Origin of the sequence: Pseudomonas sp. NPDC089547 (assembly GCF_050280665.1) — a bacterium.
In the GTDB taxonomy this organism is placed as follows: domain Bacteria; phylum Pseudomonadota; class Gammaproteobacteria; order Pseudomonadales; family Pseudomonadaceae; genus Aquipseudomonas.
On sequence record NZ_JBNNVS010000010.1, the window covers coordinates 116,578 to 142,398 of the forward strand.

The 25,821-nt window shown below is 63.0% G+C and carries 26 protein-coding genes; 11 read left to right on the forward strand and 15 right to left on the reverse strand.

The genetic code is table 11. The features are described from left to right. The first annotated feature begins 5 nt into the window (after positions 1–5). Positions 6–893, forward strand: coding sequence for a cytochrome c oxidase subunit 3 (locus ACQKPZ_RS09885; RefSeq protein ID WP_427537285.1), 888 nt, complete (start codon positions 6–8; stop codon positions 891–893). 150 nt (positions 894–1,043) lie between these two features. Here ACQKPZ_RS09885 and ACQKPZ_RS09890 read toward each other — a convergent pair whose 3' ends face one another. Then, positions 1,044–1,247 carry a twin transmembrane helix small protein gene (locus ACQKPZ_RS09890; protein ID WP_003258925.1) on the reverse strand — a complete coding sequence of 68 codons (204 nt, stop codon included), beginning with the start codon at positions 1,245–1,247 and terminating at the stop codon, positions 1,044–1,046. A gap of 51 nt (positions 1,248–1,298) precedes the next feature. Between ACQKPZ_RS09890 and ACQKPZ_RS09895 the strand changes: the two genes are divergently transcribed. From ACQKPZ_RS09895 to ACQKPZ_RS09915, 5 genes are read left to right on the forward strand one after another with little or no spacing between them, the layout of a single operon-like run. Then, positions 1,299–2,036, forward strand: a complete 738-nt coding sequence (locus ACQKPZ_RS09895; RefSeq protein WP_427537288.1) for an SURF1 family protein — start codon at positions 1,299–1,301, stop codon at positions 2,034–2,036. Further along, entirely contained in the window at positions 2,005–2,586 is a 582-nt protein-coding gene (locus ACQKPZ_RS09900) for a hypothetical protein (protein WP_427537291.1), read from the forward strand. The genes ACQKPZ_RS09895 and ACQKPZ_RS09900 overlap by 32 nt, the downstream gene beginning before the upstream one ends. A 9-nt stretch (positions 2,587–2,595) precedes the next feature. Then, positions 2,596–3,675 carry a COX15/CtaA family protein gene (locus tag ACQKPZ_RS09905; protein ID WP_427537294.1) on the forward strand — a complete coding sequence of 360 codons (1,080 nt, stop codon included), beginning with the start codon at positions 2,596–2,598 and terminating at the stop codon, positions 3,673–3,675. Next, positions 3,660–4,553, forward strand: coding sequence for a heme o synthase (cyoE, locus tag ACQKPZ_RS09910; RefSeq protein ID WP_427537297.1), 894 nt, complete (start codon positions 3,660–3,662; stop codon positions 4,551–4,553). The genes ACQKPZ_RS09905 and cyoE overlap by 16 nt, the downstream gene beginning before the upstream one ends. Beyond that, on the forward strand, positions 4,550–5,182 hold the full coding sequence (locus ACQKPZ_RS09915; protein ID WP_060499831.1) for an SCO family protein: 633 nt from the start codon (positions 4,550–4,552) through the stop codon (positions 5,180–5,182). Before cyoE ends, ACQKPZ_RS09915 begins: the two co-directional genes overlap by 4 nt. A 123-nt stretch (positions 5,183–5,305) precedes the next feature. On the opposite strand, the gene ACQKPZ_RS09920 is transcribed toward ACQKPZ_RS09915, so the two are convergent. From ACQKPZ_RS09920 to ACQKPZ_RS09930, 3 genes are all read right to left on the reverse strand, one after another. Then, on the reverse strand, positions 5,306–6,076 hold the full coding sequence (locus ACQKPZ_RS09920; protein WP_403203065.1) for a MetQ/NlpA family ABC transporter substrate-binding protein: 771 nt from the start codon (positions 6,074–6,076) through the stop codon (positions 5,306–5,308). Between the two features lie 64 nt (positions 6,077–6,140). Then, entirely contained in the window at positions 6,141–6,812 is a 672-nt protein-coding gene (locus tag ACQKPZ_RS09925) for a methionine ABC transporter permease (RefSeq protein WP_010951513.1), read from the reverse strand. Beyond that, complete coding sequence (locus tag ACQKPZ_RS09930; RefSeq protein ID WP_391131961.1) at positions 6,812–7,819, reverse strand: methionine ABC transporter ATP-binding protein; 1,008 nt, start codon at positions 7,817–7,819, stop codon at positions 6,812–6,814. The genes ACQKPZ_RS09925 and ACQKPZ_RS09930 overlap by 1 nt, the downstream gene beginning before the upstream one ends. A gap of 201 nt (positions 7,820–8,020) precedes the next feature. On the opposite strand from ACQKPZ_RS09930, the gene katE reads away from it, so the two are divergent. After that, entirely contained in the window at positions 8,021–10,183 is a 2,163-nt protein-coding gene (katE, locus tag ACQKPZ_RS09935; RefSeq protein WP_427537382.1) for a catalase HPII, read from the forward strand. Positions 10,184–10,292: 109 nt separating this feature from the next. On the opposite strand, the gene ACQKPZ_RS09940 is transcribed toward katE, so the two are convergent. The 4 genes from ACQKPZ_RS09940 to zur form a co-directional block, all read right to left on the reverse strand. Continuing rightward, entirely contained in the window at positions 10,293–11,000 is a 708-nt protein-coding gene (locus tag ACQKPZ_RS09940) for a PA5502 family lipoprotein (RefSeq protein WP_427537300.1), read from the reverse strand. A gap of 127 nt (positions 11,001–11,127) precedes the next feature. Beyond that, positions 11,128–11,910: a zinc ABC transporter permease subunit ZnuB gene (gene znuB / locus ACQKPZ_RS09945; RefSeq protein ID WP_019099207.1), complete on the reverse strand. Its 783-nt coding sequence runs from the start codon at positions 11,908–11,910 to the stop codon at positions 11,128–11,130. Beyond that, positions 11,903–12,676 (reverse strand): zinc ABC transporter ATP-binding protein ZnuC, encoded by a 774-nt coding sequence (gene znuC, locus ACQKPZ_RS09950; RefSeq protein WP_427537303.1) that lies wholly within the window; start codon positions 12,674–12,676, stop codon positions 11,903–11,905. Before znuC ends, znuB begins: the two co-directional genes overlap by 8 nt. After that, positions 12,673–13,158 (reverse strand): zinc uptake transcriptional repressor Zur, encoded by a 486-nt coding sequence (zur, locus tag ACQKPZ_RS09955; RefSeq protein WP_391131971.1) that lies wholly within the window; start codon positions 13,156–13,158, stop codon positions 12,673–12,675. Before zur ends, znuC begins: the two co-directional genes overlap by 4 nt. An 18-nt stretch (positions 13,159–13,176) precedes the next feature. Here zur and ACQKPZ_RS09960 point away from each other — a divergent pair, with 18 nt between their 5' ends. After that, positions 13,177–14,133 (forward strand): zinc ABC transporter substrate-binding protein, encoded by a 957-nt coding sequence (locus ACQKPZ_RS09960; protein WP_427537306.1) that lies wholly within the window; start codon positions 13,177–13,179, stop codon positions 14,131–14,133. Positions 14,134–14,245: 112 nt separating this feature from the next. Here the strand turns inward: ACQKPZ_RS09960 and ACQKPZ_RS09965 are convergent, their stop codons facing one another. Together ACQKPZ_RS09965 and ACQKPZ_RS09970 are read right to left on the reverse strand one after the other, a co-directional pair. Beyond that, positions 14,246–15,196, reverse strand: a complete 951-nt coding sequence (locus ACQKPZ_RS09965) for a homoserine kinase (RefSeq protein ID WP_427537309.1) — start codon at positions 15,194–15,196, stop codon at positions 14,246–14,248. A 69-nt stretch (positions 15,197–15,265) separates the two neighbouring features. Further along, complete coding sequence (locus tag ACQKPZ_RS09970; RefSeq protein WP_010951520.1) at positions 15,266–15,553, reverse strand: DUF2782 domain-containing protein; 288 nt, start codon at positions 15,551–15,553, stop codon at positions 15,266–15,268. 75 nt (positions 15,554–15,628) lie between these two features. Between ACQKPZ_RS09970 and polA the strand changes: the two genes are divergently transcribed. Beyond that, positions 15,629–18,379 carry a DNA polymerase I gene (polA, locus tag ACQKPZ_RS09975; protein WP_427537312.1) on the forward strand — a complete coding sequence of 917 codons (2,751 nt, stop codon included), beginning with the start codon at positions 15,629–15,631 and terminating at the stop codon, positions 18,377–18,379. 485 nt (positions 18,380–18,864) lie between these two features. Here polA and ACQKPZ_RS09980 read toward each other — a convergent pair whose 3' ends face one another. The 4 genes from ACQKPZ_RS09980 to ACQKPZ_RS09995 are packed head-to-tail and all read right to left on the reverse strand — an operon-like array spanning position 18,865 to position 21,472. Further along, positions 18,865–20,184, reverse strand: coding sequence for a sensor histidine kinase (locus ACQKPZ_RS09980; protein ID WP_427537315.1), 1,320 nt, complete (start codon positions 20,182–20,184; stop codon positions 18,865–18,867). Continuing rightward, on the reverse strand, positions 20,181–20,849 hold the full coding sequence (locus ACQKPZ_RS09985) for a response regulator transcription factor (RefSeq protein WP_427537318.1): 669 nt from the start codon (positions 20,847–20,849) through the stop codon (positions 20,181–20,183). The genes ACQKPZ_RS09980 and ACQKPZ_RS09985 overlap by 4 nt, the downstream gene beginning before the upstream one ends. Then, complete coding sequence (locus tag ACQKPZ_RS09990) at positions 20,850–21,164, reverse strand: PepSY domain-containing protein (RefSeq protein ID WP_016485921.1); 315 nt, start codon at positions 21,162–21,164, stop codon at positions 20,850–20,852. Next, positions 21,164–21,472, reverse strand: a complete 309-nt coding sequence (locus tag ACQKPZ_RS09995; protein WP_016714736.1) for a PepSY domain-containing protein — start codon at positions 21,470–21,472, stop codon at positions 21,164–21,166. Before ACQKPZ_RS09995 ends, ACQKPZ_RS09990 begins: the two co-directional genes overlap by 1 nt. 191 nt (positions 21,473–21,663) lie before the next feature. Between ACQKPZ_RS09995 and queD the strand changes: the two genes are divergently transcribed. Then, complete coding sequence (queD, locus tag ACQKPZ_RS10000; protein ID WP_043202104.1) at positions 21,664–22,020, forward strand: 6-carboxytetrahydropterin synthase QueD; 357 nt, start codon at positions 21,664–21,666, stop codon at positions 22,018–22,020. Between the two features lie 141 nt (positions 22,021–22,161). Here the strand turns inward: queD and ACQKPZ_RS10005 are convergent, their stop codons facing one another. Further along, a complete protein-coding gene (locus ACQKPZ_RS10005) occupies positions 22,162–22,641 on the reverse strand; it encodes a DUF1289 domain-containing protein (protein ID WP_427537321.1) in 480 nt (159 codons plus the stop codon). Between the two features lie 405 nt (positions 22,642–23,046). Here ACQKPZ_RS10005 and acnB point away from each other — a divergent pair, with 405 nt between their 5' ends. After that, positions 23,047–25,656 carry a bifunctional aconitate hydratase 2/2-methylisocitrate dehydratase gene (gene acnB, locus ACQKPZ_RS10010; protein WP_427537385.1) on the forward strand — a complete coding sequence of 870 codons (2,610 nt, stop codon included), beginning with the start codon at positions 23,047–23,049 and terminating at the stop codon, positions 25,654–25,656. Positions 25,657–25,821: the final 165 nt, after the last annotated feature.

The window sequence follows — 25,821 nt, forward strand, 5'->3', positions numbered from 1 at the left end:
CAGCAATGGCAAGTCATCAGCACTACTACGTTCCGGCGCAGAGCAAGTGGCCGATCATTGCCACCATCGGCATGTTCATCACGGTATTTGGCCTGGGCACCTGGTTCAATGACATGAAGGCTGGGCACCCGGATTCGCACGGGCCGCTGATTTTCTTCATTGGTGCATTGTTCCTGGCCTACATGCTGTTTGGCTGGTTCGGTGCCGTGGTGAAGGAGAGCCGTGCGGGGTTGTACAGCCCGCAACTGGACCGCTCGTTCCGCTGGGGCATGAGCTGGTTCATCTTTTCCGAGGTGATGTTCTTCCTGGCCTTCTTCGGCGCGCTGTTCTATGTGCGCGTGCTGGCCGGGCCTTGGCTGGGCGGTGAAGGGGCCAAAGGGGTTGCGCACATGCTGTGGCCAACCTTCGAATTCACCTGGCCGCTGCTGCACACACCGGACCCGAAACTGTTCCCGCCGCCCAAGGAAGTGATCGACCCGTGGCATTTGCCGCTGATCAACACCATCTTGCTGGTGAGCTCCAGTGTGACCATCACCATCGCCCACCATGCGTTGCGCCGTGATCACCGAGGGCCGCTTAAGTTCTGGATGGCGCTGACCATCCTGCTGGGCCTCAGTTTTATTGCGCTTCAGGCTTTCGAGTACCACGAGGCCTACACCAAGCTGGGGCTGACGCTGGGGTCGGGGATCTACGGTGCGACGTTCTTCATGCTCACCGGCTTCCACGGTGCCCACGTGACTTTGGGCACGATCATCCTGATCGTGATGTTCGTGCGGATTTTGCGGGGGCACTTCAACGCGGAGAAACACTTCGGCTTCGAGGCAGCCAGCTGGTACTGGCACTTCGTTGATGTGGTGTGGGTGGGGTTGTTCATTTTTGTATACGTGCTGTGACAGGCGATGCAGCACTTTGTAGGAGCGGCCTTGTGTCGCGAATGGGCTGCGCAGCAGCCCCATCAATTTATGCGTTTGCGCTGAGATCCTGGGGCTGCTGCGCAGCCCTTTCGCGACACAAGGCCGCTCCTACAAGGGACGGCGAAAGATCTAGAAAGGGGCGTGGGAGACGAGCTGACCACTGATGAAGCCCCAGGCGACCAGGCCGATGGTCAGCGCCGCCAGGGTCACCCGCACAGTCAGCGCTTTCAGCAGGCGGGTCGAGTTTTCATCGTCTTTGACCAGGAACACCAGGCCACTGAACAGGCTGGCAATCGTGGCCAACAGCATCAGGACAATCGCGGCCTTGAGCATGGCGCTACTCCGGGGGGATGCGGTGATGTGGATAAGTATAGCGAGGCGCCCGTGAGGCCGTTTCGCCCAGGCTGGGTACCCACCTTGGTGGTGCTTGCGCTGCTACCGGGGCTGATCGCGCTTGGCTGCTGGCAACTCGGCCGGGCCGAGGAAAAGCGCGCACTGCTGGCCAGCTACGCCGAGCGACGTATCGAAGCGCCGCTGGCGACCAGCCAGCTGAATGGCAACGAAGACAACGCCTTCCGCCGCGTGCACCTGTATGGCCGGTTCGACGCCGAGCACAGCGTGCTGCTGGACAACCGCCTGCGTGACGGTCAGGCCGGCGTTGAATTGCTGCAACCCTTCCACGACCAGGCCAGCGGCCTGTGGCTGCTGGTAAATCGCGGCTGGCTGCCATGGCCAGACCGCCGCGTGCCGGTGCACTTCGATACCCCTGCCCAGGCCTTGGCCCTCGACGCCTCGGTGTATGTGGCACCCGGCAACACTTTCCAGTTGCACCCGGACCCAGTCGGCGGCCAATGGCCGCACCTGCTGACCGCCATCGACGCCGCTCAGCTATGGCCGCATTTCGGTCGTGAGGGTTACGCCCACGAACTGCGCCTGGAGCCCGGCCCGGCAACCTACCGCCTGGACTGGCCGGTCGTGGCCATGGGCCCTGAAAAACACCTGGGCTACGCCGTGCAGTGGTTTGCCCTGGCGACCGCGCTGGTTCTGCTCTACCTCTACTTCGGCTGGCACCAAAACAAGGAGAAACGCCATGGCCACCGCCACTCCGCTGGACCTGCCTGAACGTAGCAAACCCAGAGCCCGCGGGCGTTTGCAGCTGTTGCTGATCCTGCTGGTGGTGCTTGGGCCGATGATTCTGGCTACCAGCATGTACAAGCTCAACTTCTGGGTGCCGGAAGGCCGCAGCTACCACGGCGCCATGATCGGTAATGGTGAAACCCGTGCGGATATCGGCGTGGCGGGTGAAGACCAGCGCTGGCAGCTGCTGGTCAGCGCGCCCGAGGCCTGCGCCGAGGACTGCCAGCGCCTGGTGTACCTGGCCCGGCAGATCCAGGTCGGCCTGGGCCGCGATGCCAGCCGCGCCAGCCATGCGCTGGCCGCTGCCCAACCGCTAAGCGCTGACTACCAGGCGCTGCTGGGCCGCGAGTACCCGCAACTGCAACGCTACCCGCTTGATGCACCACGCTATTTGCAGAAGGTGGGTGAGCCCGGCCCACAACTCTGGATCGTCGACCCCCACGGCAACCTGGTGCTGCGCTATGACGGCAAGGTCAACGGCAAGCATGTGCTGGACGACCTGCGCCACCTGCTCAAGCTGTCCAACATCGGCTAGGAGCCTGCCATGGCCAGACCCGGATTCCGCTTAGCTGTGTTCGCCACCCTGCTGGCATTGCTGGTCGTGCTGCTGGGTGCCTATACCCGCCTGACTCACGCTGGCCTCGGTTGCCCCGACTGGCCGGGTTGCTACGGATTAATCAGCGTGCCCAAGAGCGAAGCCCAACTTGCCCATGCCGAGCTGCACTTCCCGGATCACCCGGTGGAAGAGGCCAAGGGCTGGGCGGAGATGGTCCATCGCTACTTCGCCGGCACGTTGGCCATGGTAATCGCCCTGCTGGCCTTCCAGGCGGTGCGCCGGCATGCCCGCGACGGGCAGCCTTATCGTCTGCCTGTGCTGTTGCTGGGCGTGGTGCTGGCACAGGCGGCCTTCGGCATGTGGACGGTTACCCTGAAGCTGTGGCCACAGGTGGTCACCGCGCACTTGCTCGGCGGCTTCACCACGTTGAGCCTGCTGTTCCTGTTATCCCTGCGCCTATCCCGGGCGTTTGCGCCATTGCCCAAGTTGCCGTTGAGCTTGCGCCGCATCGCTGCGTTGGCCCTGCTGGTGGTGATTGGCCAGATCGCCCTGGGCGGATGGGTCAGTGCCAACTATGCGGCCGTCGCCTGCATCGACCTGCCCACTTGCCACGGCCAGTGGTGGCCGGCGGCGGACTTCAGCAACGGCTTCCACCTGACCCAGCACGTCGGCCCCAATTACCTGGGTGGGCAACTGGACAGTGATGCGCGCACCGCTATCCACATCAGCCACCGCCTGGGTGCGCTGCTGGTGATTTGCGTGCTGCTGATGCTCAGCTGGAAGCTGCATCGCTGTGGCCTGCCCGGCTTGGCACGGCTGGTACTGCTGGCGCTGGCCCTGCAAGTCGGCCTGGGCATCAGCAACGTACTGTTCCACCTGCCGTTGGCTGTCGCGGTGGCGCACAACGCGGGTGGCGCACTGTTGCTGCTGAGCATGGTGCTGGTCAACTACCGCATTCGCGTAGTCGACAAGGTGCGTGTGGGTGTAGGCCACGGCTGGCGCTTGCGGCCCGTGACCGGTGTGGGCATTTCCCATCACATGAGGAACGATTCGTGGCGACGCTTCTGAGTGCACGGCGAGCCAGCTGGCGCGATTACCTGGAGCTGACCAAGCCCAAGGTGGTGATGCTGATGCTGATCACCTCGCTGGCAGGCATGTTCCTCGCCACCCGCGCGGGCGTGGACTGGAGGGTGTTGCTGTTCGGTAACCTGGGGATTGGCCTGTGTGCTGGCAGCGCGGCGGTGGTCAACCATGTGGTGGACCGGCGCATCGATGCGCTGATGGCGCGTACTCACAAGCGGCCACTGGCCCAGGGCCGGGTCGAGCCACTGCCGGCGCTGTTGTTCGCCCTGGCCCTGGCGCTGTCGGGCATGGCCTTGCTGCTGGTGTTCACCAACGCCCTCACCGCCTGGCTGACCCTGGCCTCGCTGCTCGGCTATGCGGTGCTCTACACCGGCTTTCTCAAGCGCGCCACGCCGCAGAACATCGTCATCGGTGGCCTGGCAGGGGCTGCACCGCCGTTGCTTGGCTGGGTTGCGGTCAGTGGCCATGTCAGTGCCGAGCCCTTGCTGCTGGTGCTGATCATCTTCGCCTGGACCCCGCCGCATTTCTGGGCCCTGGCCATCCACCGAAAGGAAGAATATGCCAAGGCCGATATCCCGATGCTGCCGGTGACCCACGGCGAGCGCTACACCAAGCTGCATATCCTGCTGTACACCCTGATTCTGCTGGCGGTAAGCCTGCTGCCGTATGCCATCCACATGAGCGGCCCGCTGTACCTGGCCAGCGCCCTGGTGCTGGGCCTGCGCTTCCTGCATTGGGCCTGGGTGTTGTACCGTGGCAGCCGGCCGCACGCGGCAATCGGCACGTTCAAGTACTCTATCGGCTACCTGTTCGCGCTGTTCATCGCGCTGCTCCTCGACCACTACCTGTTGCTGAACCTATGACCCGAACCCAGAAAACCGTCTTCATCCTCGTTGCCCTGGTCGCGCTGATCATGGGCCTGACCGTCAACAAGGTGCTCAATGGCCGCGACCAGCCCAACCCCACCGAGCTGATCGATGCGGGCATCATCCTGCTGCCGCAGAGCCGCACCGTGGCCGATGTGACCATGACCAACCAGGATGGCCAGCCGGTGCAACTGGATGACCTGAAGGGCAAATGGTCGCTGCTGTTCTTCGGCTACACCTATTGCCCGGACATCTGCCCGACCACCCTGGCCCAGCTGCGCCAGGTAAAGAGCGAGTTGCCCAAGGAAGCCGTCGACCGGCTGCAGGTGGTGCTGGTGAGCGTGGACCCGAACCGCGATACGCCGAACCAGCTGAAGCAGTACCTGGGCTATTTCGACAAGGACTTTGTCGGGGTGGCGGGGTCGATCGAGGATACCCAGAAGCTGGCGAATGCCTTGAGCATTCCGTTCATTCCGGCGGATACCAGCAAGCCGGGGTATACCGTGGATCACAGCGGCAACCTGGCGGTTGTCGGGCCGGACGGGCGTCAGCGCGGGTTTATTCGTGCGCCGTTCAACAACCAGAAGCTGGTGGCGCAGTTGCCCGGGCTTGTGAAGCGGGATTGAGATGGTTGGGCCTGCTTCGCAGGCCTATCGCGACACAAGGCCGCTCCTACAGGGGAATGCGATCCCATGTAGGAGCGGCCTTGTGTCGCGAAAGGGCCGCGAAGCGGCCCCGGGGATGTCGGATCAGAACGCCGGAACCACAGCGCCTTTGTACTTCTCGTTAATGAACTGCTTCACCTCTGGCGAGTGCAGTGCAGCTGCCAGCTTCTTCATGTCTTCCGAGTCCTTGTTGTCCGGGCGGGCAACCAGGATGTTCACGTAAGGCGAGTCGCTGCCTTCGATGGCCAGCGCGTCCTTCTCAGGGTTCAGCTTGGCTTCCAGCGCGTAGTTGGTGTTGATCAGGGCAGCATCGACCTGGGTCAGCACACGCGGGATGGTGGCCGCTTCCAGCTCACGGAACTTGATGCTTTTCGGGTTCTCGGCAACATCCTTCACGGTGGACAGGATGTTCTTGTTGTCCTTCAGCTTGATCACGCCGGCCTTGTCCAGCAGCAGCAGGGCGCGGCCGCCGTTGGTGGCGTCGTTGGGGATGACCACGGTGGCGCCGGAGGACAGTTCGTCCAGCTTCTTGATCTTGGTCGAGTACACGCCCAGCGGCTCGATGTGCACGCCGGCCACGCTCACCAGGTTGGTGCCCTTGGCCTTGTTGAACTCATCCAGGTACGGCTGGTGCTGGAAGAAGTTGGCGTCCAGGCGCTTTTCGGCCACTTGTACGTTCGGCTGGATGTAATCGGTGAATTCCTTCACCTTCAGCTCCACGCCCTCTTTCGCCAGTTGTGGTTTGACGAAGTTGAGGATCTCGGCGTGTGGTACCGGGGTGGCGGCAACGGTCAGGGTATCGGCGTGGGCCGAGAAGGCCGCGACAGCGGCAGCAACAGCAAGCAGCTTCTTCATCAATCACTCCTTGTGAGGGCCGCGACGGCCCCCGAACGGGTCGGCCGGGCCGACCCCATTGGGGTTACTTACGGGAAAAATGCACGACCAGTTTGTCGCCCACGCTCTGCAGTACTTGAACCAGTACCAGCAGCAGCACCACGGTCACTACCATCACATCGGTCTGGAACCGCTGGTAGCCGAAGCGGATAGCCAGGTCGCCCAGGCCACCGGCACCGACCACACCGGCCATGGCGGTGTACGACACCAGGGTAATGGCGGTCACGGTAATGGCTGCGAAGATGCCCGGGCGGGCCTCTGGCAGCAGTGCGCTGGTGATGATCTGGCGGGTGGTGGCGCCCATCGACTGGGTGGCCTCGATGATGCCGCGGTCCACTTCACGCAAGGCGGTTTCCACCAGGCGGGCAAAGAACGGCGTGGCACCCACCACCAGCGGCGGGATGGCGCCGGCAACGCCCAGCGAAGTGCCGGTGATCAGCACGGTGAACGGGATCATCACGATCAGCAGGATGATGAATGGCAGCGAGCGCAGGATGTTCACCACCAGCGACAGCAGCGCATACACGCCCTTTTGCTCGAACATCTGCTTAGGCCCGCAGAGGAACAGCAGCACGCCCAGCGGCAGGCCCAGCAGCACGGTGAAGAACAGCGAGCCGAACAGCATGATCATTGTATCGACGGTGGCCAGCCAGATTTCGGCCCAGTCGACGTTGGCAAAGAAATTCAGGGCGTCCATCAACGCAGTACCTCCATATGTACGTCAGCTGCCTTGAAGCGGGCGAACGCCGCTTCCATGTCACCGCCGATCAGGGCGAGTGTGAGCTGGCCATAGGGGACATCCTTGATGCGGTCGATACGCCCAGCGAGGATGCTGTAGTCCACACCGGTTTCGCGGGCCACGGTGCCCAGCAGCGGTGCGTAGGTGGCGTCGCCCTGGAAGGTCAGGCGCACGATGCGGCCTGGTACGTGGGCAAAGTCGTCGCGCTGCTCGCCTTCGTCGACTTGCTCGTCTTCCTGGACGAAGCGCTTGGTGGTGGGGTGCTGCGGGTGCAGGAACACCTCGGCCACCGAGCCTTGCTCGACGATCACGCCGGCGTCCATCACTGCCACGCGGTCGCAGACCCGGCGGATCACGTCCATTTCATGGGTGATCAGCACGATGGTCAGCTTCAGCTCACGGTTGATCTCGGCCAGCAATTGCAGGACCGAGGCCGTGGTTTGCGGGTCGAGGGCACTGGTGGCCTCGTCGCACAGCAGGATCTTCGGGTTGGTGGACAATGCGCGGGCGATGCCGACGCGCTGCTTCTGGCCGCCAGACAACTGCGCCGGGTACTTTCTGGCGTGGTCCGACAGGCCGACGCGGGCCAGCAGCTCGGTGACGCGCTTGTCGATTTCGCTGCGCGACAGCTCGCCGGCCAGGGTCAGTGGCAGGGCGACGTTGTCGGCAACGGTCTTGGAGGCCAGCAGGTTGAAGTGCTGGAAGATCATGCCGACCTGCTGGCGGAAGCCGCGCAGCTGGTTGGCGTTGAACGCGGTGACGTCTTCGCCGTCGACGATGATCTTGCCGCCGGAAGGCTCTTCCAGGCGGTTGATAAGGCGCAGCATGGTGCTTTTGCCTGCGCCGGAATGGCCGATCAGGCCGAACACCTGGCCATCTTCGATGGTCAGGCTGGTCGGATTCAGTGCGGGGATTTCCCTACCGGCAACGCGGTAGGTTTTATGTACCTGTTGGAACTCGATCACGTAGCGAACCTTGTGGGGCGCATGGAAATTGGGGTCAGCGGTTAGCTGGGGTCGCGCATTTTAGCCTTTTCCCATAGCTGTTCTTAGCATTTATTTCGTAATGCACCAATCCTTCGGGCATATCGCGACAACCGGTAATCCTGATTGAACGCTCGGTAAAGCCCTCCAGTCACTAGTTGAACAAGCCCGAAACGGGCACGCCTGAAGAATGATGAGGAGAGCCGACCCATGCCCAGCAAGAAAACGGACGCGCCCAAGCACAGCGAGGCCGCCGGCACCCAGACCCCGGACCGGGCCAATACCAATGCCAAGTTGCAGAGCCTGGAAACCTTCCGCAGCGATGCTACCGGCCAGGCCCTGCGCACCAACCAAGGGGTGAAGGTTGCCGACAACCAGAACAGCCTCAAGGCCGGCGCACGCGGGCCGTCGCTGCTCGAAGACTTCATCATGCGCGAGAAGATCACCCACTTCGACCATGAGCGCATCCCGGAGCGCATCGTGCATGCCCGTGGTACCGGGGCGCACGGTTATTTCCAGAGCTACGCTTGCCATGCCGAGCTGACCAAAGCGGGTTTCCTGCAAGACCCCGACAAGATCACGCCGGTGTTCGTACGCTTTTCCACCGTGCAGGGGCCGCGGGGGTCGGGCGATACGGTGCGTGACGTGCGCGGTTTTGCCGTCAAGTTCTATACCGATGAAGGCAATTTCGACCTGGTTGGCAACAACATGCCAGTGTTCTTTATCCAGGATGCCATCAAGTTCCCGGATTTCGTGCATGCCGTGAAGCCCGAGCCGCACAACGAAATGCCCACCGGTGGTTCTGCCCACGACACATTCTGGGATTTCGTTTCACTGGTGCCGGAGTCGGCGCACATGGTCATCTGGGCCATGTCCGACCGCGCCATCCCGCGCAGCCTGCGGATGATGGAGGGCTTTGGCGTACACACCTTCCGCCTGATCAATGCCGAGGGTGTGGCCAGTTTCGTCAAGTTCCACTGGAAGCCGCGCCAGGGCGTGCATTCTGTGTTGTGGGACGAGGCGCAGAAGCTGGCCGGCAAGGACACCGACTACCACCGCCGCGACCTGTGGGAAGCGATCGAGACCGGTGACTACCCGGAATGGGAGCTGGGCGTGCAGATCGTGCCCGAGGCCGATGAGCACAAGTTCGACTTCGACCTGCTCGACCCGACCAAGCTGATCCCTGAAGAGCTGGTGCCGGTGACGCTGCTGGGCAAGATGGTGCTGGACCGCAACCCGGACAACTTTTTCGCCGAAACCGAGCAGGTTGCCTTTTGCCCGGGGCATATCGTGCCGGGCATCGACTTTACCAACGACCCGCTGTTGCAGGGCCGGTTGTTCTCCTACACCGATACGCAGATCAGCCGGCTGGGCGGGCCGAACTTCCATGAAATCCCGATCAACCGGCCGGTAGCGCCCAACCACAGCAGCCAGCGCGATGCCATGCACCGCATGACCATCGACAAGGGCCGGGCATCCTACGAGCCCAACTCGATTGATGGAGGCTGGCCGCGGGAAACACCGCCAGCGGCGCAGGATGGTGGTTTCGAGAGTTATCAGGAGCGTATCGACGCGCACAAGATCCGCCAGCGCAGCGAGTCGTTTGGCGACCATTTCTCGCAGGCACGGCTGTTTTTCCAGAGCATGAGCCCGACCGAACAGCAGCACATCATCAAGGCCTACAGCTTTGAGCTGGGCAAGGTGGAGCGGGCAGAGATTCGTGAACGAGAGGTGAGCGAGATCCTGGCCAATATCGACCTGAAGCTGGCTGCGGCTGTGGCGGCGAACCTGGGGCTGGCAGCGCCCAAGCAGGGCACGCTCAAGGTGAAAGGCGGCAAGCTGGCGCAGTCCAAGGCGTTGAGCCAGATGAACCACCCCGGCTCGGTCGGCATCAAGGGCCGCAAGATTGCAGTGTTGGTAGCTGACGGCGTAGATGCTGCGAGTGTCGACAGGCTGGTCAAGGCACTGGAAGCCGTGAGTGCGCGGTTGATGCTGCTGGGGCCCACGTCGGCGCCGGTGAAGGCAGCGGATGGCAAGCAGTTGGCGGTGGATGCGTCGATGGAGGGGATGCCGTCGATCATGTTTGACGGGATTGTTGTGCCGGGGGGCAAAGCCTCGACGGATGCCCTGGCGGGCAGCGGGGTGGCCAAGCACTTCCTTCTGGAAGGCTACAAACACTTGAAAGCGCTAGTGTTGACCAAGGAACTGGTGAAAGCACTGGGGCTCAAGGAGGACAAGGGGTTGTTGCTGGGAGATGAGCAGAAGACCGTGGATGCCTTTGTCAAAGCGGTAGAGGGGCATCGGGTGTGGGAGCGGGAGGCTGCTGCAGCGGCTGTGCCGGCCTAAGGGGCTGCTTTGCAGCCCATCGCGACACAAGGCCGCTCCTACAGGAGAATGCGATCCCTGTAGGAGCGGCCTTGTGTCGCGAAAGGGGCGCGCAGCGCCCCCAGCAATCTCAACGCTGATGCGGGACCAGAACCACCTGCGCTGGCAGCGAGCGCTGAATTTCATGCTTCTGCTTGAGCGCGAACCCACTATCGATCTTGCGCACGCGCTTCTCCAGCAAGGTCTTCAACCACGGCGCGTCGTCGGTGCGCGGTACCTGGAACACCACTTCGCAGTCATAGCTCACAACATCGGCGGCAATGTCATCGAGCTGGCGACGCATGGCGCGGCTGTCGGTGGTCTTCAAGGCCACCACCGTGCTTGGCGCTGTCGGGTCGATGATACGTGCCCTGGGCTTGGCCTCAGCAGCTTTCAAGGCAGCTTCTGCCTTCTCCAGCTCGGCCTTGCGCGCTTGCGACAGGGGGTCGCCACCGGTCACTGCCGGGGCTTGCGGCATCAATGCACGGGCACGAGCCAGTGCGGTTGCTGCCGCGTTCACATCGCCCTTTTGCAGCACGATCTGGCTGCGTTGCAGGTAGGCCTCGGCCAACTGCCGCTGGTATTGCTCCAGGCGTGCGTCGTCAGGTGACTGGGCCTGCAGGGCTGCCAGCTGGTCTTCGGCGGTGGCCAGCTCGTTGCTGGCGATGTTCTGTTGCAACTGCTGCCAGGCATCGGCTTGGGCAGGTACGGCGGCCTGTTCGACCGGCGCGCTGGAACAGGCAGCCAGGAACAGGGAAAACGCGGCAACAAGCAGATAACGGGAGGCGAACGGCTTCATTCCTGCGACTCTCTATTTGCGCAAAAAGCGAGCAAGTCTACACCCAGGTGCGCACGCTCGAAAACAGGTCTTACAGACCCTTTACCCGGCAAAAGGTTGCAAGGCGTGCCATCACACGCCCTGTTTTTCAACGTTTTGGCAGGGCCAGGCTCAGCAAGAATAGCACCGCCGCGCAGACCACGATCGACGGGCCGGCAGGGGTATCCTTGAACCAGGACATTGCCAGGCCCCCGCAGACGGCGGTAACGCCCAGCAGGCTGGCGCCCAGGGCCATCTGCTCGGGTGAGCGGGCGTGACGTTGCGCCGCAGCGGCGGGGATGATCAGCAGCGAGGTGATCAGCAGCACGCCGACAATCTTCATCGCCACGGCAATCACCACGGCAATCAGCAACATCAGCGCCATGCGCAGGCCAGCCACCGGCAGGCCTTCGACCATGGCCAGTTCTTCATGCACGGTTACCGCCAGCAGTGGCCGCCACAGCACGGCGAGCAGCAGCAGGACCAATGCACTGCCGCCGAGGATCCAGGCCAGGTCGGTGGTGCTGATGGCCAGCAGGTCGCCAAACAGGTAGGCCATCAGGTCAATGCGCACATCGTGCATGAAACTCAGCACCACCAGGCCCAGCGACAAGGTGCTGGGGGCGAGGATGCCGAGCAGGGTGTCGGAGGCCAGTGGCTGACGTTGTTGCAAGGTCACCAGCAAGATTGCCAGCAACAGGCAGCCGACGGTCACCGCCAGGGCCGGGCTTACATCGAGCACGAAGCCCATTGCCACGCCCAGCAGCGCGGCGTGGGACAGGGTGTCGCCGAAATACGCCATGCGCCGCCACACCACGAAAGAGCCAAGCGGGCCCGCTACCACTGCCAGGGAAAGACCCGCAAGCAAGGCGTAAAGAAGAAAATCAGCCATGCTTGCAGTGCTCTCCGTGAACATGTGCGCCGGGCGCGACGACCGAGCCGTGCAGGTCGTGGCTGTGGTCGTGATGGTGGTGGTAAACGGCCAGGCTCGGGGCGTTCTGGCCGAACAGTTCGACGAAGGCCGGGTCGTTGCTGACTTGCTCCGGGTGACCCGAGCAGCAGACGTGGCGGTTCAGGCACACCACCTGGTCCGTGGCGCTCATCACCAGGTGCAGGTCGTGGGACACCATCAGCACGCCGCAACCGTGACGGTCGCGCAGGCGGGTGATCAGGTTGTACAACTCGGTCTGGCCGACCACATCCACACCTTGTACCGGCTCGTCGAGCACCAGCAACTGGGGCTCGCGCAGCAATGCGCGGGCCAGCAGCACACGCTGCATCTCACCACCGGAAATGGTCTGGATCGGGCTGTCGATGACCTGCTCCGCGCCGACTTCCTGTAGCGCCGACAAGGCTGCCGCACGGTCTACGCCGGGTACCAGGCGCAGGAAACGCAGCACCGAGAGCGGTAGCGTGGCATCTACCTGGATCTTTTGAGGCATGTAGCCAATGCGCAGCTTCGGCTTGCGCCATATCTTGCCGCGGTGCGGCTTGAGCAGCCCGAGCACGGCGCGCACCAGGGTGGTCTTGCCCGCCCCGTTGGGGCCGATCAGGGTGACGATCTGGCCGGGTGCGACCGACAGGTCGATGCTGTCGAGCACTGCCTCGCCGCCAAAGGTGACGCCGACCTCCTCCAGGCGGATCAGCGCGTCGCTCATGCCGCGCTCCGGCAGCTGCCGCACAGGCCGACCACTTCCACGGTCTGGGTTTCGACGGTGAAACCCACGCCTTTGGCGCTGTTGATGATGGCTTCGCTGATGCTGTTCTGCTCCAGCTCGATGGCCACATGGCAGGCGCGGCAGATCAGGAACTGGCCCTGGTGCACGTGCTCGGGGTGGCTACAGCCGATGAAAGCGTTGAGCGAGGCGATGCGGTGCACCAGGCCGTTTTCCAGCAGGAAGTCCAGCGCGCGGTATACCGTAGGCGGCGCGGCGCGGCGGCCGTCCTGTTCGCTGAGCACGGCGAGGATGTCGTAGGCGCCCAGCGGCTTGTGGCTTTGCCACACCAGCTCCAGCACACGGCGGCGCAGCGCGGTCAGGCGCAGGCCCTGGCGGGTGCACAAGGCATCGGCTTCAGCCAGTGCGCTGTGTACGCAATGGGAGTGATCGTGAGGACGGTTGGCCAGCGGCGTGATGGACATGGGCAGCGACGGTTCTGGATGGAGACGTTATTATGTTACCTGTTTCTGACGACTCGAGTATCCACCGTGTCCCGATTCCTAGCTCTGTTTGTCGCTTTCATCGCATTTTCCGCCCAGGCCGATGTGCGTGTGCTTACCAGTATCAAGCCCCTGCAACAGATTGCCGCCGCCGTGCAGGATGGCGTGGGCAGCCCTGACGTGTTGCTGCCACCGGGCGCTTCGCCGCACCACTATGCATTGCGCCCCTCCGATGTGCGCCGGGTAGGTGATGCCGACCTGCTGTACTGGATCGGCCCGGACATGGAGAACTTCCTGCCACGGGTGCTGGGCAGCCGCAGCAAGCCTACGGTGGCCGTGCAGTCGCTGACTGGCATGAAGCTGCGTCATTTTGGCGAAGACAGCCATTCCCATGAGGAAGAAGACCACGACGATCATGACCACGATCACCGCCCGGGCAGCCTCGATGCGCACTTGTGGTTATCGTCGGTCAATGCGCGGGTAATCGCGGCAAAAATGGCGGCTGACCTGGCCCAGGTCGACCCGGCCAATACCGCCCGCTACCAGAGTAACCTGAAGGCCTTCGACGAGCGCCTGGACGCGCTGGATGCGCGGATCAAGGCGCGAGTGGCGGGCATTGCCGACAAGCCATACTTCGTGTTCCACGAAGCGTTCGACTACTTCGAGGCGGAGTATGGTCTGAAGCACACGGGTGTGTTCAGCGTGGCGTCCGAGGTGCAGCCAGGGGCGCAGCATGTAGCTGCCATGCGTAAGCGCCTGCAGGAAGTGGGCAAGACCTGCGTGTTCAGCGAACCGCCACTGCGGCCACGGCTTGCCGAAACCCTGACGGCCGGGCTGCCGGTGACGCTGGCTGAGCTGGATGCACTGGGCGGTACCGACCCGGTGGATGGCAAGGGCTATGAGCGCTTGCTGGAGAAGCTGGGTGGTGATCTGGCAGGGTGTCTGGAACAGTTGTAAACCTGTTCCGGCCTATTCGCGGGTGAACCCGCTCCCACAGAGATAGCGCTAGTCTCAAGCCTATCGCCGTACCTGTGGGAGCGGGCGCGCCCGCGAAGAAGCAGAAGAAGGACTAGAGGGCAAACGGCAGGTGCAAGGCCACCTGCTGGCGCTGAGCCAGACGCACTTCGAACTCGCTCGGGTCATGGATCATCACATCCATCCCGGCAAACGACTCCGCCGCAATCAGGCGCGACAGCCAGAAGCGAACACACCCTACCCGCAACATTACCGGCCATAGCTCGGCTTCGGCCGCCGTGAACGGCCGCAGCGCCGCATAAGCCGCCAGCAGCGCCTGGGCACGCGGTACATCCACTGCACCCTTCTCATCCAGGCACCAGTCGTTCACGGTGATGGCGATGTCATACAGCATCGGCCCCGAGCAGGCGTTGTAGAAGTCGATCACACCGGTCAGGTGGGTGCCTTCGAACATCACGTTGTCGCGGAACAGGTCGGCATGCAGGTTGGCCCGTGGCAAGGCCAGGATCTGCGCCTTGTGCGCGGTGATTTCATCCAGCGCCGGTTGCAGCAGTGCGGCTTGTTCGGCAGTGAGGCGTGGCAGCAGCTCGGCACCGGAGGCCAGCATCCAGTCCAGGCCACGGTCGGTGCGGCGCTCGATGATGTGCTCGCGGGTGGCCAGGTGAATGTGGGCCAGCAGTTCGCCGACCTGGGCGCAGTGCTGGTTGTTCGGCGCCTTGATGTGTTTGCCCGACAACCGCGGTTGCAGCAGCGCCGGCTTGCCGCACAGCTCGCGCAGGCCATTGCCGTCGCGGTCACGAATGGCATAGGGCACCGGCATGTCGGCAGCGTGCAAGGTGTCGAGCAGTTCGATGAAGAACGGCATGTCTTCGCTTGGCCCACGCTCGATCAGCGTCAGGACGAACTCCCCCTGTTCGAGGCTGACGAAGAAATTGCTGTTCTCGGTGCCGGCGGCAATGCCCTGGAAGTCGAGCAGACGGCCCAGCTCGTACGGCGCCAGAAAGGTTTCCAGCTCAGGCCGGGTCACGGGGGTGAAGACTGACATGATGAAAAATTGCCCATACGGGCACTTCCGCCGGGAAGTGCCGGGTTGATGTGAACGGTGCGCGTCAGATTACCACTCGAAGATCTTCCAGGACGGAATCAGCATGTCCGGCTGGTCGGATCGAATGAAATTGGCATCAGTGCCATCGGCGCGTACCAGAAAATAAGGCTTGCCGTTTTTCGGCGTTATCTTGATCGCATACAGGAACCCGTTCTGCCGGTATTCCTGGATGGTTTTATCGCCTTCCGTGCGAATGGTCACCTCGGGATCGGCCGAGGGGGCGTCGTCCGCCGCCAGGGTAACGACAGGCATGGTTGCCAACAGGCCGAGCAGTAACAGGCGATTGAGTGTACGCATGATAACCTAGTCCCTTTGTCGTCAATGATTCTGGCTATTCTAGCGCCGGACCCGTCGAAAAGGTTGATTCTGCTCATGAGCCAAGCGCCCCTCGTCCTGGTGGACGGTTCCTCCTACCTGTACCGTGCCTTCCACGCCTTGCCCCCGCTGACCACGTCCAAGGGCATGCCGACCGGTGCGGTGAAGGGTGTGCTGAACATGCTCAAGAGCCTGCGCAGGCAATACCCTGACAGCTTGTTTGCGGTGGTGTTCGACGCAAAAGGCGGCACTTTCCGAGATGCCATGTTTGCCGAGTACAAGGCCAACCGCCCCAGCATGCCGGACGATCTGCGGGTGCAGGTGGAGCCGTTGCATGCCAGCGTGAAGGCGCTGGGCTACCCATTGCTGTGTGTCGAGGGCGTCGAGGCTGACGACGTCATCGGCACCTTGGCCCGCAGTAGCGCCGCCCAGGGGCGGCCGGTGATCATCTCGACCGGGGACAAGGACATGGCGCAACTGGTGGACGGCCACGTGACCTTGGTCAACACCATGACCGGCAGCGTGATGGATGTTGCCGGCGTGCACGAAAAGTTTGGCGTCGGCCCGGAACACATCATCGACTTCCTCGCCCTGATGGGCGACAAGGTCGACAACATTCCCGGCGTGCCGGGCGTAGGCGAAAAGACCGCGGTCGGCCTGCTGACCGGTATCGGCGGCGGCCTCAGCGACCTGTACGCCAACCTCGACAAGGTTCCGACCCTGGCCATCCGCGGCGCCAAGACCTTGCCGGCCAAGCTCGAGGAGCACCGCGATTCGGCGTTCCTGTCCTACGAACTGGCCACCATCAAGTGCGATGTACCCCTGGATGTCGAGGTCGAGGCGCTGGTGTGCGGGGAACCGGACCGCGATGCGTTGCTGGCGCTTTACACCGAAATGGAGTTCAAGAGCTGGGTCGCCGAGGTGCAGCGCGAGGCGAGCAAGGCGGGCGATGATCTCGCCCCGGTGGTCGACGAGCCGGCGGCCAAGGTTGAACCGAAATACGAAACCATTCTTGACCAGGCCCGTTTCGACGCCTGGCTGGAAAAGCTACGCCAGGCGCCGCTGTTCGCCTTCGACACCGAGACCACCGGCCTGGATGCCCAGCAGGCGCAGCTGGTCGGCCTGTCGTTCGCCGTCGACCCGCATGAAGCAGCCTATGTGCCGTTGGCCCATGACTACGAAGGCGCGCCGGCCCAGCTGGACCGCGAGGCGGTGCTGCTGGCATTGAAGCCGCTGCTGGAGGACCCGGCCAAGGCCAAGGTCGGGCAGAACGCCAAGTACGACATCAACATCCTCGCCAACGGCTCGCCCGCCATCGAGATGCGCGGTGTGGCTTATGACACCATGCTCGAATCGTACGTGCTGAACTCTACCGCCACCCGCCACGACATGGACAGCCTGGCGCAGAAGTACCTCGACCACAGCACCATCGCCTTCGAGGACATCGCCGGCAAGGGCGCCAAGCAGCTGACCTTCAACCAGATCAACCTGGACAAGGCCGGCCCTTACGCCGCTGAAGACGCCGACATCACCCTGCGCCTGCACCAGGCGCTGCAGGCCCGCCTGGCGCAGACGCCGAGCGTGCAGCCGGTGTTGATGGACATCGAGATGCCACTGGTGCCGGTGCTGGCCAAGATCGAGCGCCAGGGTGCGTTGGTCGATGCTGCACTGCTGCACGTACAAAGCGGTGAGCTGGGCGTGAAAATGGCCGAACTGGAGCAGCGTGCCTACGAGCTGGCTGGCGAGGAATTCAACCTCGGTTCGCCCAAGCAGCTGGGTTCGATCCTTTACGACAAGCTGGGCATGCCGGTGCTGAGCAAGACTGCCAAGGGCCAGCCATCCACCGCCGAGGCCGTGCTCGACGAGCTGGCCGAGCAAGGCTACCCGCTGCCTGAGGTGCTGATGCAGTACCGCAGCCTGAGTAAGCTCAAGAGCACCTATACCGACAAGCTGCCGGGGCAGATCAATCCGCGCACCGGGCGTATCCACACCTCGTACCAGCAGGCGGTGGCGGCCACAGGCCGGCTGTCGTCGAGCGACCCGAACCTGCAGAACATCCCGATCCGCACCGCCGAAGGCCGACGTATCCGTCAGGCCTTCATTGCCAGCCCGGGCTACAAGCTGCTGGCGGCGGACTACTCGCAGATTGAGCTGCGCATCATGGCCCACCTGGCCAAGGACGAAGGCTTGCTGCATGCCTTCCGTAACGACCTGGACGTACACCGTGCCACGGCGGCGGAAGTGTTCGGTGTGGCGCTGGAAGATGTCACAACCGACCAGCGCCGCAAGGCCAAGGCCATCAACTTCGGCCTGATCTACGGCATGAGTGCCTTTGGCCTGGCCAAGCAGATCGGTGTCGACCGCAAACAATCGCAGGACTACATCGACCGCTACTTCGCACGCTATCCGGGCGTGCTGGCCTACATGGAGCGCACCCGCGCCCAGGCCGCCGAGCAAGGCTTCGTCGAAACCCTGTTCGGCCGCCGCCTGTACCTGCCGGACATCAATGCCAAGAACCCGGCCCTGCGCAAAGGCGCCGAGCGCACGGCAATCAACGCGCCGATGCAGGGCACCGCGGCCGACATCATCAAACGCGCCATGGTCAATGTGGACAACTGGCTGAGCGAGAGCGGGCTGGATGCCCGGGTGATCCTGCAGGTACACGACGAACTGGTACTTGAGGTGCGTGAAGACCTGCTTCAGCAGGTGAAAGATGAAATTCGCCAGCACATGAGCAAGGCCGCGGAACTGGACGTGCCGCTGCTGGTTGAGGCAGGAATTGGTGCGAATTGGGACGAAGCTCACTGATTGAGCGGGGAAAGCTGTGTAGGATCTGCGACGTAGTGACGCGGATCCTGGCACCGCTCAGTGCCATTGGTACTGAAGTTTCATGAAACTATCGCAAATAGTTTTGAGGGCTTTGGAACTAAACCGGTGAACCGGAACTCAGAGTAACTGAATGGCTGGTGAAGCCCTTCGATGCTCCTATGTTGTGTTAAGTGTTGGCAGATATCTGGACCCCGCCCTAGCGGTCCGGACTTGGACCCCGAACTTCCCCCTCCCCATACGAAGTCCGGGGTTTTTTTTGCCCGGAATTCCTTGGCGACGCGTTGCCTGTGTAGGAGCGGCCTTGTGTCGCGATGGGCTGCGCAGCAGCCCCAGGATCTCGGAGCCAGCACAAATTGCCGGGGCTGCTGCGCAGCCCATCGCGACACAAGGCCGCTCCTACAGGGGATCGCGTACCCTTGTAGGAGCGGCCTTGTGTCGCGATGGGCCGCAAAGCGGCCCCGACTCTATCGAGCCTTGCGCGGTAGCTCGATAACCACACGCAGCCCGCCCAGAGGGCTTTCCAGCAGCGCCAGCTGCCCGCCCCATGCCTCGACGATATCGCGCACAATGCCCAGCCCCAGACCATGCCCGTCCACCTGCTCGTCCAGCCGCGAACCGCGCTCCAGCACCTGCTGGCGCTGGCTTTCGGGGATGCCTGGGCCATCGTCATCGACCCACAGCTGGTAGCCCTCTGCATTCGGCGCGATGCTCAGCCGCACCTCGCTGTCAGCCCACTTGCAGGCGTTGTCCAGCAAGTTGCCCAGCAGCTCAAGGAAGTCCTCGCGATCCCACGGCAGCAGCAGACCGGGGGGTACGTCCCTGGCCAGTAGCAAGCCCTCTCCATGAATCATACCCAGGGTGCTCAGCAGCCCCGGCAGCTCGGCGTCACAGTCAAATTGCGCACCGGGCAACGCATCCCCCGCCAGCCGCGCACGGTTCAGCTCACGCGCCAACCGCTGCTGAATCTGCTCCAGTTGCTCGCGCATCTGCGCACGCACCTCGGGCAGATCTTTCAGGCGTTCACTGGACGCCAGGCTAAGCAGCACCGCCAAGGGCGTCTTCAACGCATGCCCCAGGTTGCCCAAGGCATTGCGCGAACGGCGCAGGCTGTCTTCGGTGTGGCTCAGCAAGTGGTTGATCTGCCCCACCAATGGCGCCAGCTCGCTGGGCACCTCGGCATCCAGCTGCGAACGCTGGCCCTGCTGCAACTGGGCGATCTGCTGGCGTGCCCGCTCCAGTGGCCGCAATGAGCGCGTCACGGTAATGCGCTGAAGCACCAGCACCAGGATCAGCGCCACCAGCCCCATGCCCAGGCCGATCTGCTGCATGCGCCTGAAACCCTCGCGCACCGGCGAGTAGTCCTGCGCCACGCTGATGGAGATGTCCTGGCCCAGGCGCCGATAATCGGCACGCAGGGCCAGCAGTTGCTGCCCTTCCGGGCCTAGCTCGTGGCTATCGGAAAGCCCGGGCGTGGCGGGCTTGGGCATATCCAGGTCCCACAGCGAACGTGAACGCCAGGTGCCCTGGTCGAAATCGATGCGAAAGTAATAACCGGAAAACGGCCGCTGATAGGCCGCCGAGATGCGCCGCTCATCCAGCTGCAGGCCGGATGGCCCGCGCACCAGGGCCACCAGCAGGTTCTCGCTTTCCTTGCGCAGGCCGTTTTCCAGGTAGCGTTGCAGGCCGGCCTCGAACAGCCACAAGGTCAGTTGCGCCAGCACCACGCCGACCACCACCAGCACCGCCACCAGCCCCAGACTCAGGCGTGCCTGAATCGACTTCACGCGGCGCTCCCCGCGTAAATGTAGCCTTGCCCGCGCCGGGTTTCGATCACACTGCGGCCCAGCTTGCGTCGCAGGTGGTTGACGTGTACTTCCAGCACATTGGAATCGCGCTCGGTTTCACCGTCGTAAAGGTGCTCGGCCAGGTGGCTCTTGGAGAGGATCTGCTGCGGATGCAGCATGAAGTAGCGCAGCAGGCGGAACTCGGCGGCGGTCAGCTGGATATCCACGCCATCACGGCTCACGCACTGGCGGCTTTCATCCAGGTGCAGGCCGGCAGCCTCCAGTGTCGGCTGGTTGGCCAGGCCGCGCGCGCGGCGCAGCAGCGACTGGATACGCAGTTGCAACTCTTCCGGGTGGAACGGTTTGCTCAGGTAATCATCGGCCCCGGCCTTGAGCCCTTCGATACGCTCGGCCCACGAACCGCGGGCGGTAAGGATCAGCACCGGTGTGGCCAGCCCGGCGGCACGCCACTGGGCGAGCACATCCAGGCCCGGCAAGCCTGGCAGGCCAAGGTCGAGGATGATCAGGTCGTAGGGTTCGCTCTGGCCCTGGTAAACCGCGTCACGGCCATCGGCCAGCCAGTCCACGGCATAGCCTTGGCGCTGCAGGCCGGCGGTCAGTTCATCGGCCAGCGGTACATTGTCCTCGACAAGCAACAGGCGCATTCAGTCGTCTTCCTCGTCTTTGAGCAGGGCACCAGTGCTGGCATCGAGCTTGATCTCGCGCACCACACCTTCCGCCGTCAGCAGTTCGACTTCATATTCGTAGCGATCGTCGTCTTCTTCCAGCTCGGCCTCCAGCAAACGCGCCCCGGGGTAACGCCCCAGGGCGGTTTCCAGCAATTGCTCGAGCGGCAGGATGACGCCCTTCTGCCGTAGCTTCAGGGCTTCGTCCTGATCAAGGTCGCGGGCAGCGGCAAGGGAGCATACGGCCAGCAGCGCCAGCGCGAGGTAGCGCGCTGGCCGCGGTAAGTGGATCATCAGTTGTCCCGCTCGTCCTTCAGCACTTCACCGGTCTTGGCGTCCAGCGCCACGTCCCACTCGACGTTCTGGGTGTCGCGCAGTTCAACCTTGTAGATGTAACGGCCGTACTCGTCTTCAAGCTCCGAGTCGGTAACGGTAGCGCCCGGGTGCTTGGCCACGGCGGTGGCTTTCAGCTCGTCCAGCGACTTGATGGTCTTGGCGTTGACCAGTTTGACCACTTCGTCAGGCTGTACGTCCTTGGCGAAGGCGGCATTCGCGCCCAGGGCGAGGGCGGCGGCGGTGAACAGGGCAGTCAAGGTTTTCATCGTTCTTCTCTCCTGAGAACTGTGCAAGTTGGGTACGGGGTCAAGACTAACCACCGGTCCTTAATTCAACCTGAAAACAGCTGGCGCCATGATAGCGCATGCGCGGTGGCACTCGATCTGATAGGCGCTGAAGATGTTCCGGCGAACTGGTAGACTGCGCGCATTATTGATTCACAAAGAGTTATGACAGCGTGGAAATCTTCAAGGAATTCACATTCGAATCGGCCCACCGCCTGCCCCACGTTCCCGAAGGGCACAAATGCGGCCGCCTGCATGGTCACTCGTTCAAGGTCGGCCTGCACCTGACCGGCCCGCTGGACCCGCACACTGGCTGGATCCGCGACTTCGCCGAGGTCAAGGCGATCTTCAAGCCGATCTACGAGCAACTGGACCACAACTACCTGAACGACATCCCTGGCCTGGAGAACCCCACCAGCGAAGTGATCGCCAAGTGGATCTGGGAACAGGTCAAGCCGCTGATGCCAGAGTTGTCAAAGGTGCGCATCCACGAAACCTGCACCAGCGGGTGTGAATACACCGGAGACTGATTCGGCGCATTCAAGCATGCACAGGTCCTCCTGTAGGAGCGGCCTTGTGTCGCGATGGGCCGCGCAGCGGACCCGGGATTTTCGCATCGTTGCATAGATTGTTGGGGCCGCTTTGCGGCCCATCGCGACACAAGGCCGCTCCTACAGGGACCCGCTGCCCATGGCATCGCGCAGGAAGCTGGGGGCGATGTAGCGCTGGTAATGCGCTTCTGAAAGCAGGAAGAACTCGCGGTCGATGGCATCGCGCAATTGCGGCAGTTCCCAGCCGCGAAACTCTGGCAGCAACACCATGCCGTAGGCCTCCAGGTCACGGATCATCCGCGCCCCGCGGGCAATCAGCTGGTACGCCCAGCAATATTCCGACTGCTGCTCGACAAAGCGGATGGAACGCTGCTCCAGCTGCTGGCGCAGCAGGCTTTTGTCGAACACCTCCAGCTTGGCCATCATCACCTGCACCAGCAACTGCTCCAGACGCAGCCACACGGCGCGTTTCTGGTCGTCGTCGTACCCGTTCCAGTTGATCACTTCGTGGTGAAACCGCTTGCAGCCACGGCAAACCGTGTCTCCGTACACCGTGGAGCACAGGCCGACGCAAGGGGTCTTGATGGACTTGTTGGACATGAAAAACAACAGCTTGGCGGTGGAACACCGGCCCATGTTAGCCCTTTGTCTAACCAGGGTCACTCGTTAAAGTCATCTTCTGCGCCTTACCTTCGCGCTTTTTTTGCCGTAGAATCAATGCGCCTTTTCAAGGCAACAATGTCCGTTGGAAGCTGTTTTCAAAGCGTCACGAGCACAGTTAATCCGGTAGAACGGCGTTGGCCCGGGCCATGCATCCCTCGCATGCCCGTGCCAGCCCTCATCAGCTCCCCGTTCTGCAGGCGTAAAACTTTGAAAGCAGCTTCTGTAAGGATTCTTTGCGACTCTGGCTGGGCGGCCCACAAAGCCGTGGCAGCGCATGGGTGCATTGAATGCTGGATAAGCGTCCCGGACCCCCTTTAGGGACCACTGATGAGGGAAATAACTGTGCTTGAAGCCTACCGCAAACACATCGAAGAGCGTGCCGCCCTGGGTATCGTGCCCCAGCCGCTGAACGCCGAACAAACTGCAGGCCTGGTCGAGCTGCTGAAAAACCCGCCGGCCGGCGAAGAAGCCTTCCTCGTAGACCTGATCACCAACCGCGTACCGCCAGGGGTCGACGAAGCTGCCTACGTCAAGGCCGCTTTCCTCTCTGCCATCGCCAAGGGCGAAGCCAAGTCGCCACTGATCGACCGCAAGCACGCCGCTGAACTGCTGGGCACCATGCAGGGCGGCTACAACATCGAAACGCTGGTCGCACTGCTGGATGACGCCGAACTGGGCGCCGTCGCGGCCGAACAGCTCAAGCACACCCTGCTGATGTTCGATGCCTTCCACGACGTGGCCGAAAAAGCCAAGGCTGGCAACATTCACGCCAAGGCCGTGCTGGATTCCTGGGCTGCCGGCGAGTGGTTCACCTCGCGCCCGGCCATCGCCGACAAGTACACCCTGACCGTGTTCAAGGTGCCAGGCGAAACCAACACCGACGACCTGTCCCCTGCCCCGGACGCCTGGTCGCGCCCTGACATCCCGCTGCACGCCCTGGCCATGCTGAAAATGGCCCGTGACGGCATCGAGCCATCGCAGCCTGGTTCGGTCGGCCCGCTGGCCCAGATCGAAGCCGTCAAGGCCAAGGGCTTCCCGGTTGCCTATGTAGGTGACGTGGTCGGTACCGGCTCCTCGCGTAAATCCGCTACCAACTCGGTACTGTGGTTCTTCGGCGACGACATTCCGTACGTGCCGAACAAGCGCGCCGGTGGCTTCTGCTTCGGCACCAAGATCGCCCCGATCTTCTACAACACCATGGAAGACGCCGGCGCCCTGCCGATCGAATTCGACTGCACCAACCTGGCCATGGGCGACGTCATCGACGTGTACCCGTTCAAAGGTGAAGTACGCCGTCACGGCAGCGACGAGCTGGTCACCAGCTTTGCACTGAAAACCGAAGTACTGCTGGACGAAGTGCGCGCTGGCGGCCGTATTCCGCTGATCGTCGGCCGTGGCCTGACCGAAAAAGCCCGCGCCGAGCTGGGCCAGGGTCCATCGGACCTGTTCAAGAAGCCAGAGCAGCCAGCCGACTCCGGCAAGGGCTTCACCCTGGCGCAGAAAATGGTCGGCCGTGCCTGCGGCCTGCCAGAAGGCCAGGGCGTGCGCCCAGGTGCCTACTGCGAGCCGAAGATGACCACCGTCGGTTCCCAGGACACCACTGGCCCGATGACCCGTGACGAGCTGAAAGACCTGGCGTGCCTGGGCTTCTCCGCCGACCTGGTCATGCAGTCGTTCTGCCACACCGCGGCGTATCCGAAGCCGATCGACGTCACCACCCACCACACCCTGCCAGACTTCATCCGCACCCGTGGCGGCGTGTCGCTGCGCCCGGGCGACGGCATCATCCACAGCTGGCTGAACCGCATGCTGATGCCTGACACCGTCGGTACCGGTGGCGACTCGCACACCCGTTTCCCGATCGGCATCTCGTTCCCGGCCGGTTCCGGCCTGGTGGCCTTCGCTGCCGCCACCGGCGTCATGCCGCTGGACATGCCAGAGTCGATCCTGGTGCGCTTCAAGGGCAAACTGCAACCGGGCATCACCCTGCGTGACCTGGTTCATGCCATCCCTTACTACGCCATCCAGAAAGGCCTGCTGACCGTCGAGAAGAAAGGCAAGAAAAACGCCTTCTCCGGCCGCATCCTGGAAATCGAAGGCCTGGACGAACTGACCGTCGAGCAAGCTTTCGAGCTGTCCGACGCCTCGGCCGAGCGTTCCGCTGCCGGTTGCACCATCAAGCTGCCAGAGAAGGCCATTGCCGAGTACCTGCAGTCCAACATCACCCTGCTGCGCTGGATGATCGGCGAAGGCTACGGCGACCCACGTACCCTGGAGCGTCGCGCCCAGGCCATGGAAGCCTGGCTGGCCAACCCTGAGCTGCTGTCGGCTGACGCCGATGCCGAGTACGCCGAAATCATCGAAATCGACCTGGCCGACGTCAAGGAGCCTGTGCTCTGCGCGCCGAACGACCCGGACGATGCCCGCCTGCTGTCTTCGGTACAGGGCGAGAAGATCGACGAAGTGTTCATCGGTTCGTGCATGACCAACATCGGCCACTTCCGCGCTGCCGGCAAGCTGCTGGACAAGGTCAAGGGCGGTATCCCGACCCGTCTGTGGCTGGCTCCGCCAACCAAGATGGACGCTCACCAGCTGACCGAAGAAGGCTACTACGGCATCTACGGCAAGGCCGGTGCGCGCATGGAAATGCCAGGCTGCTCGCTGTGCATGGGTAACCAGGCACGTGTGCAGACCGGTTCGACCGTGGTTTCCACCTCGACCCGTAACTTCCCGAACCGTCTGGGCGACGCCACCAACGTGTACCTGGCATCGGCCGAACTGGCTGCTGTCGCTTCGATCATCGGCAAGCTGCCGACCGTCGAAGAGTACATGCAGTACGCGAAAGACATCGACAGCATGGCTGCCGACGTTTACCGCTACCTGAGCTTCGACCAGATCGCCGAGTTCCGCGAAGCGGCAGCCAACGCCAAGATCCCGGTGGTTCAGGCGTAAGCTGAGTTGTAAGGTGTAAAGAAAGCCCCGGCAGAAATGCCGGGGCTTTTTTTGTGTCTGCTGTTCCGGCCTCTTCGCGGGCTTGCCCGCTCCCACAGGCACACCACACAGTCACGGCCTGCGGAGAACCTGTGGGAGCGGGCAAGCCCGCGAAGAAGCCGGCAC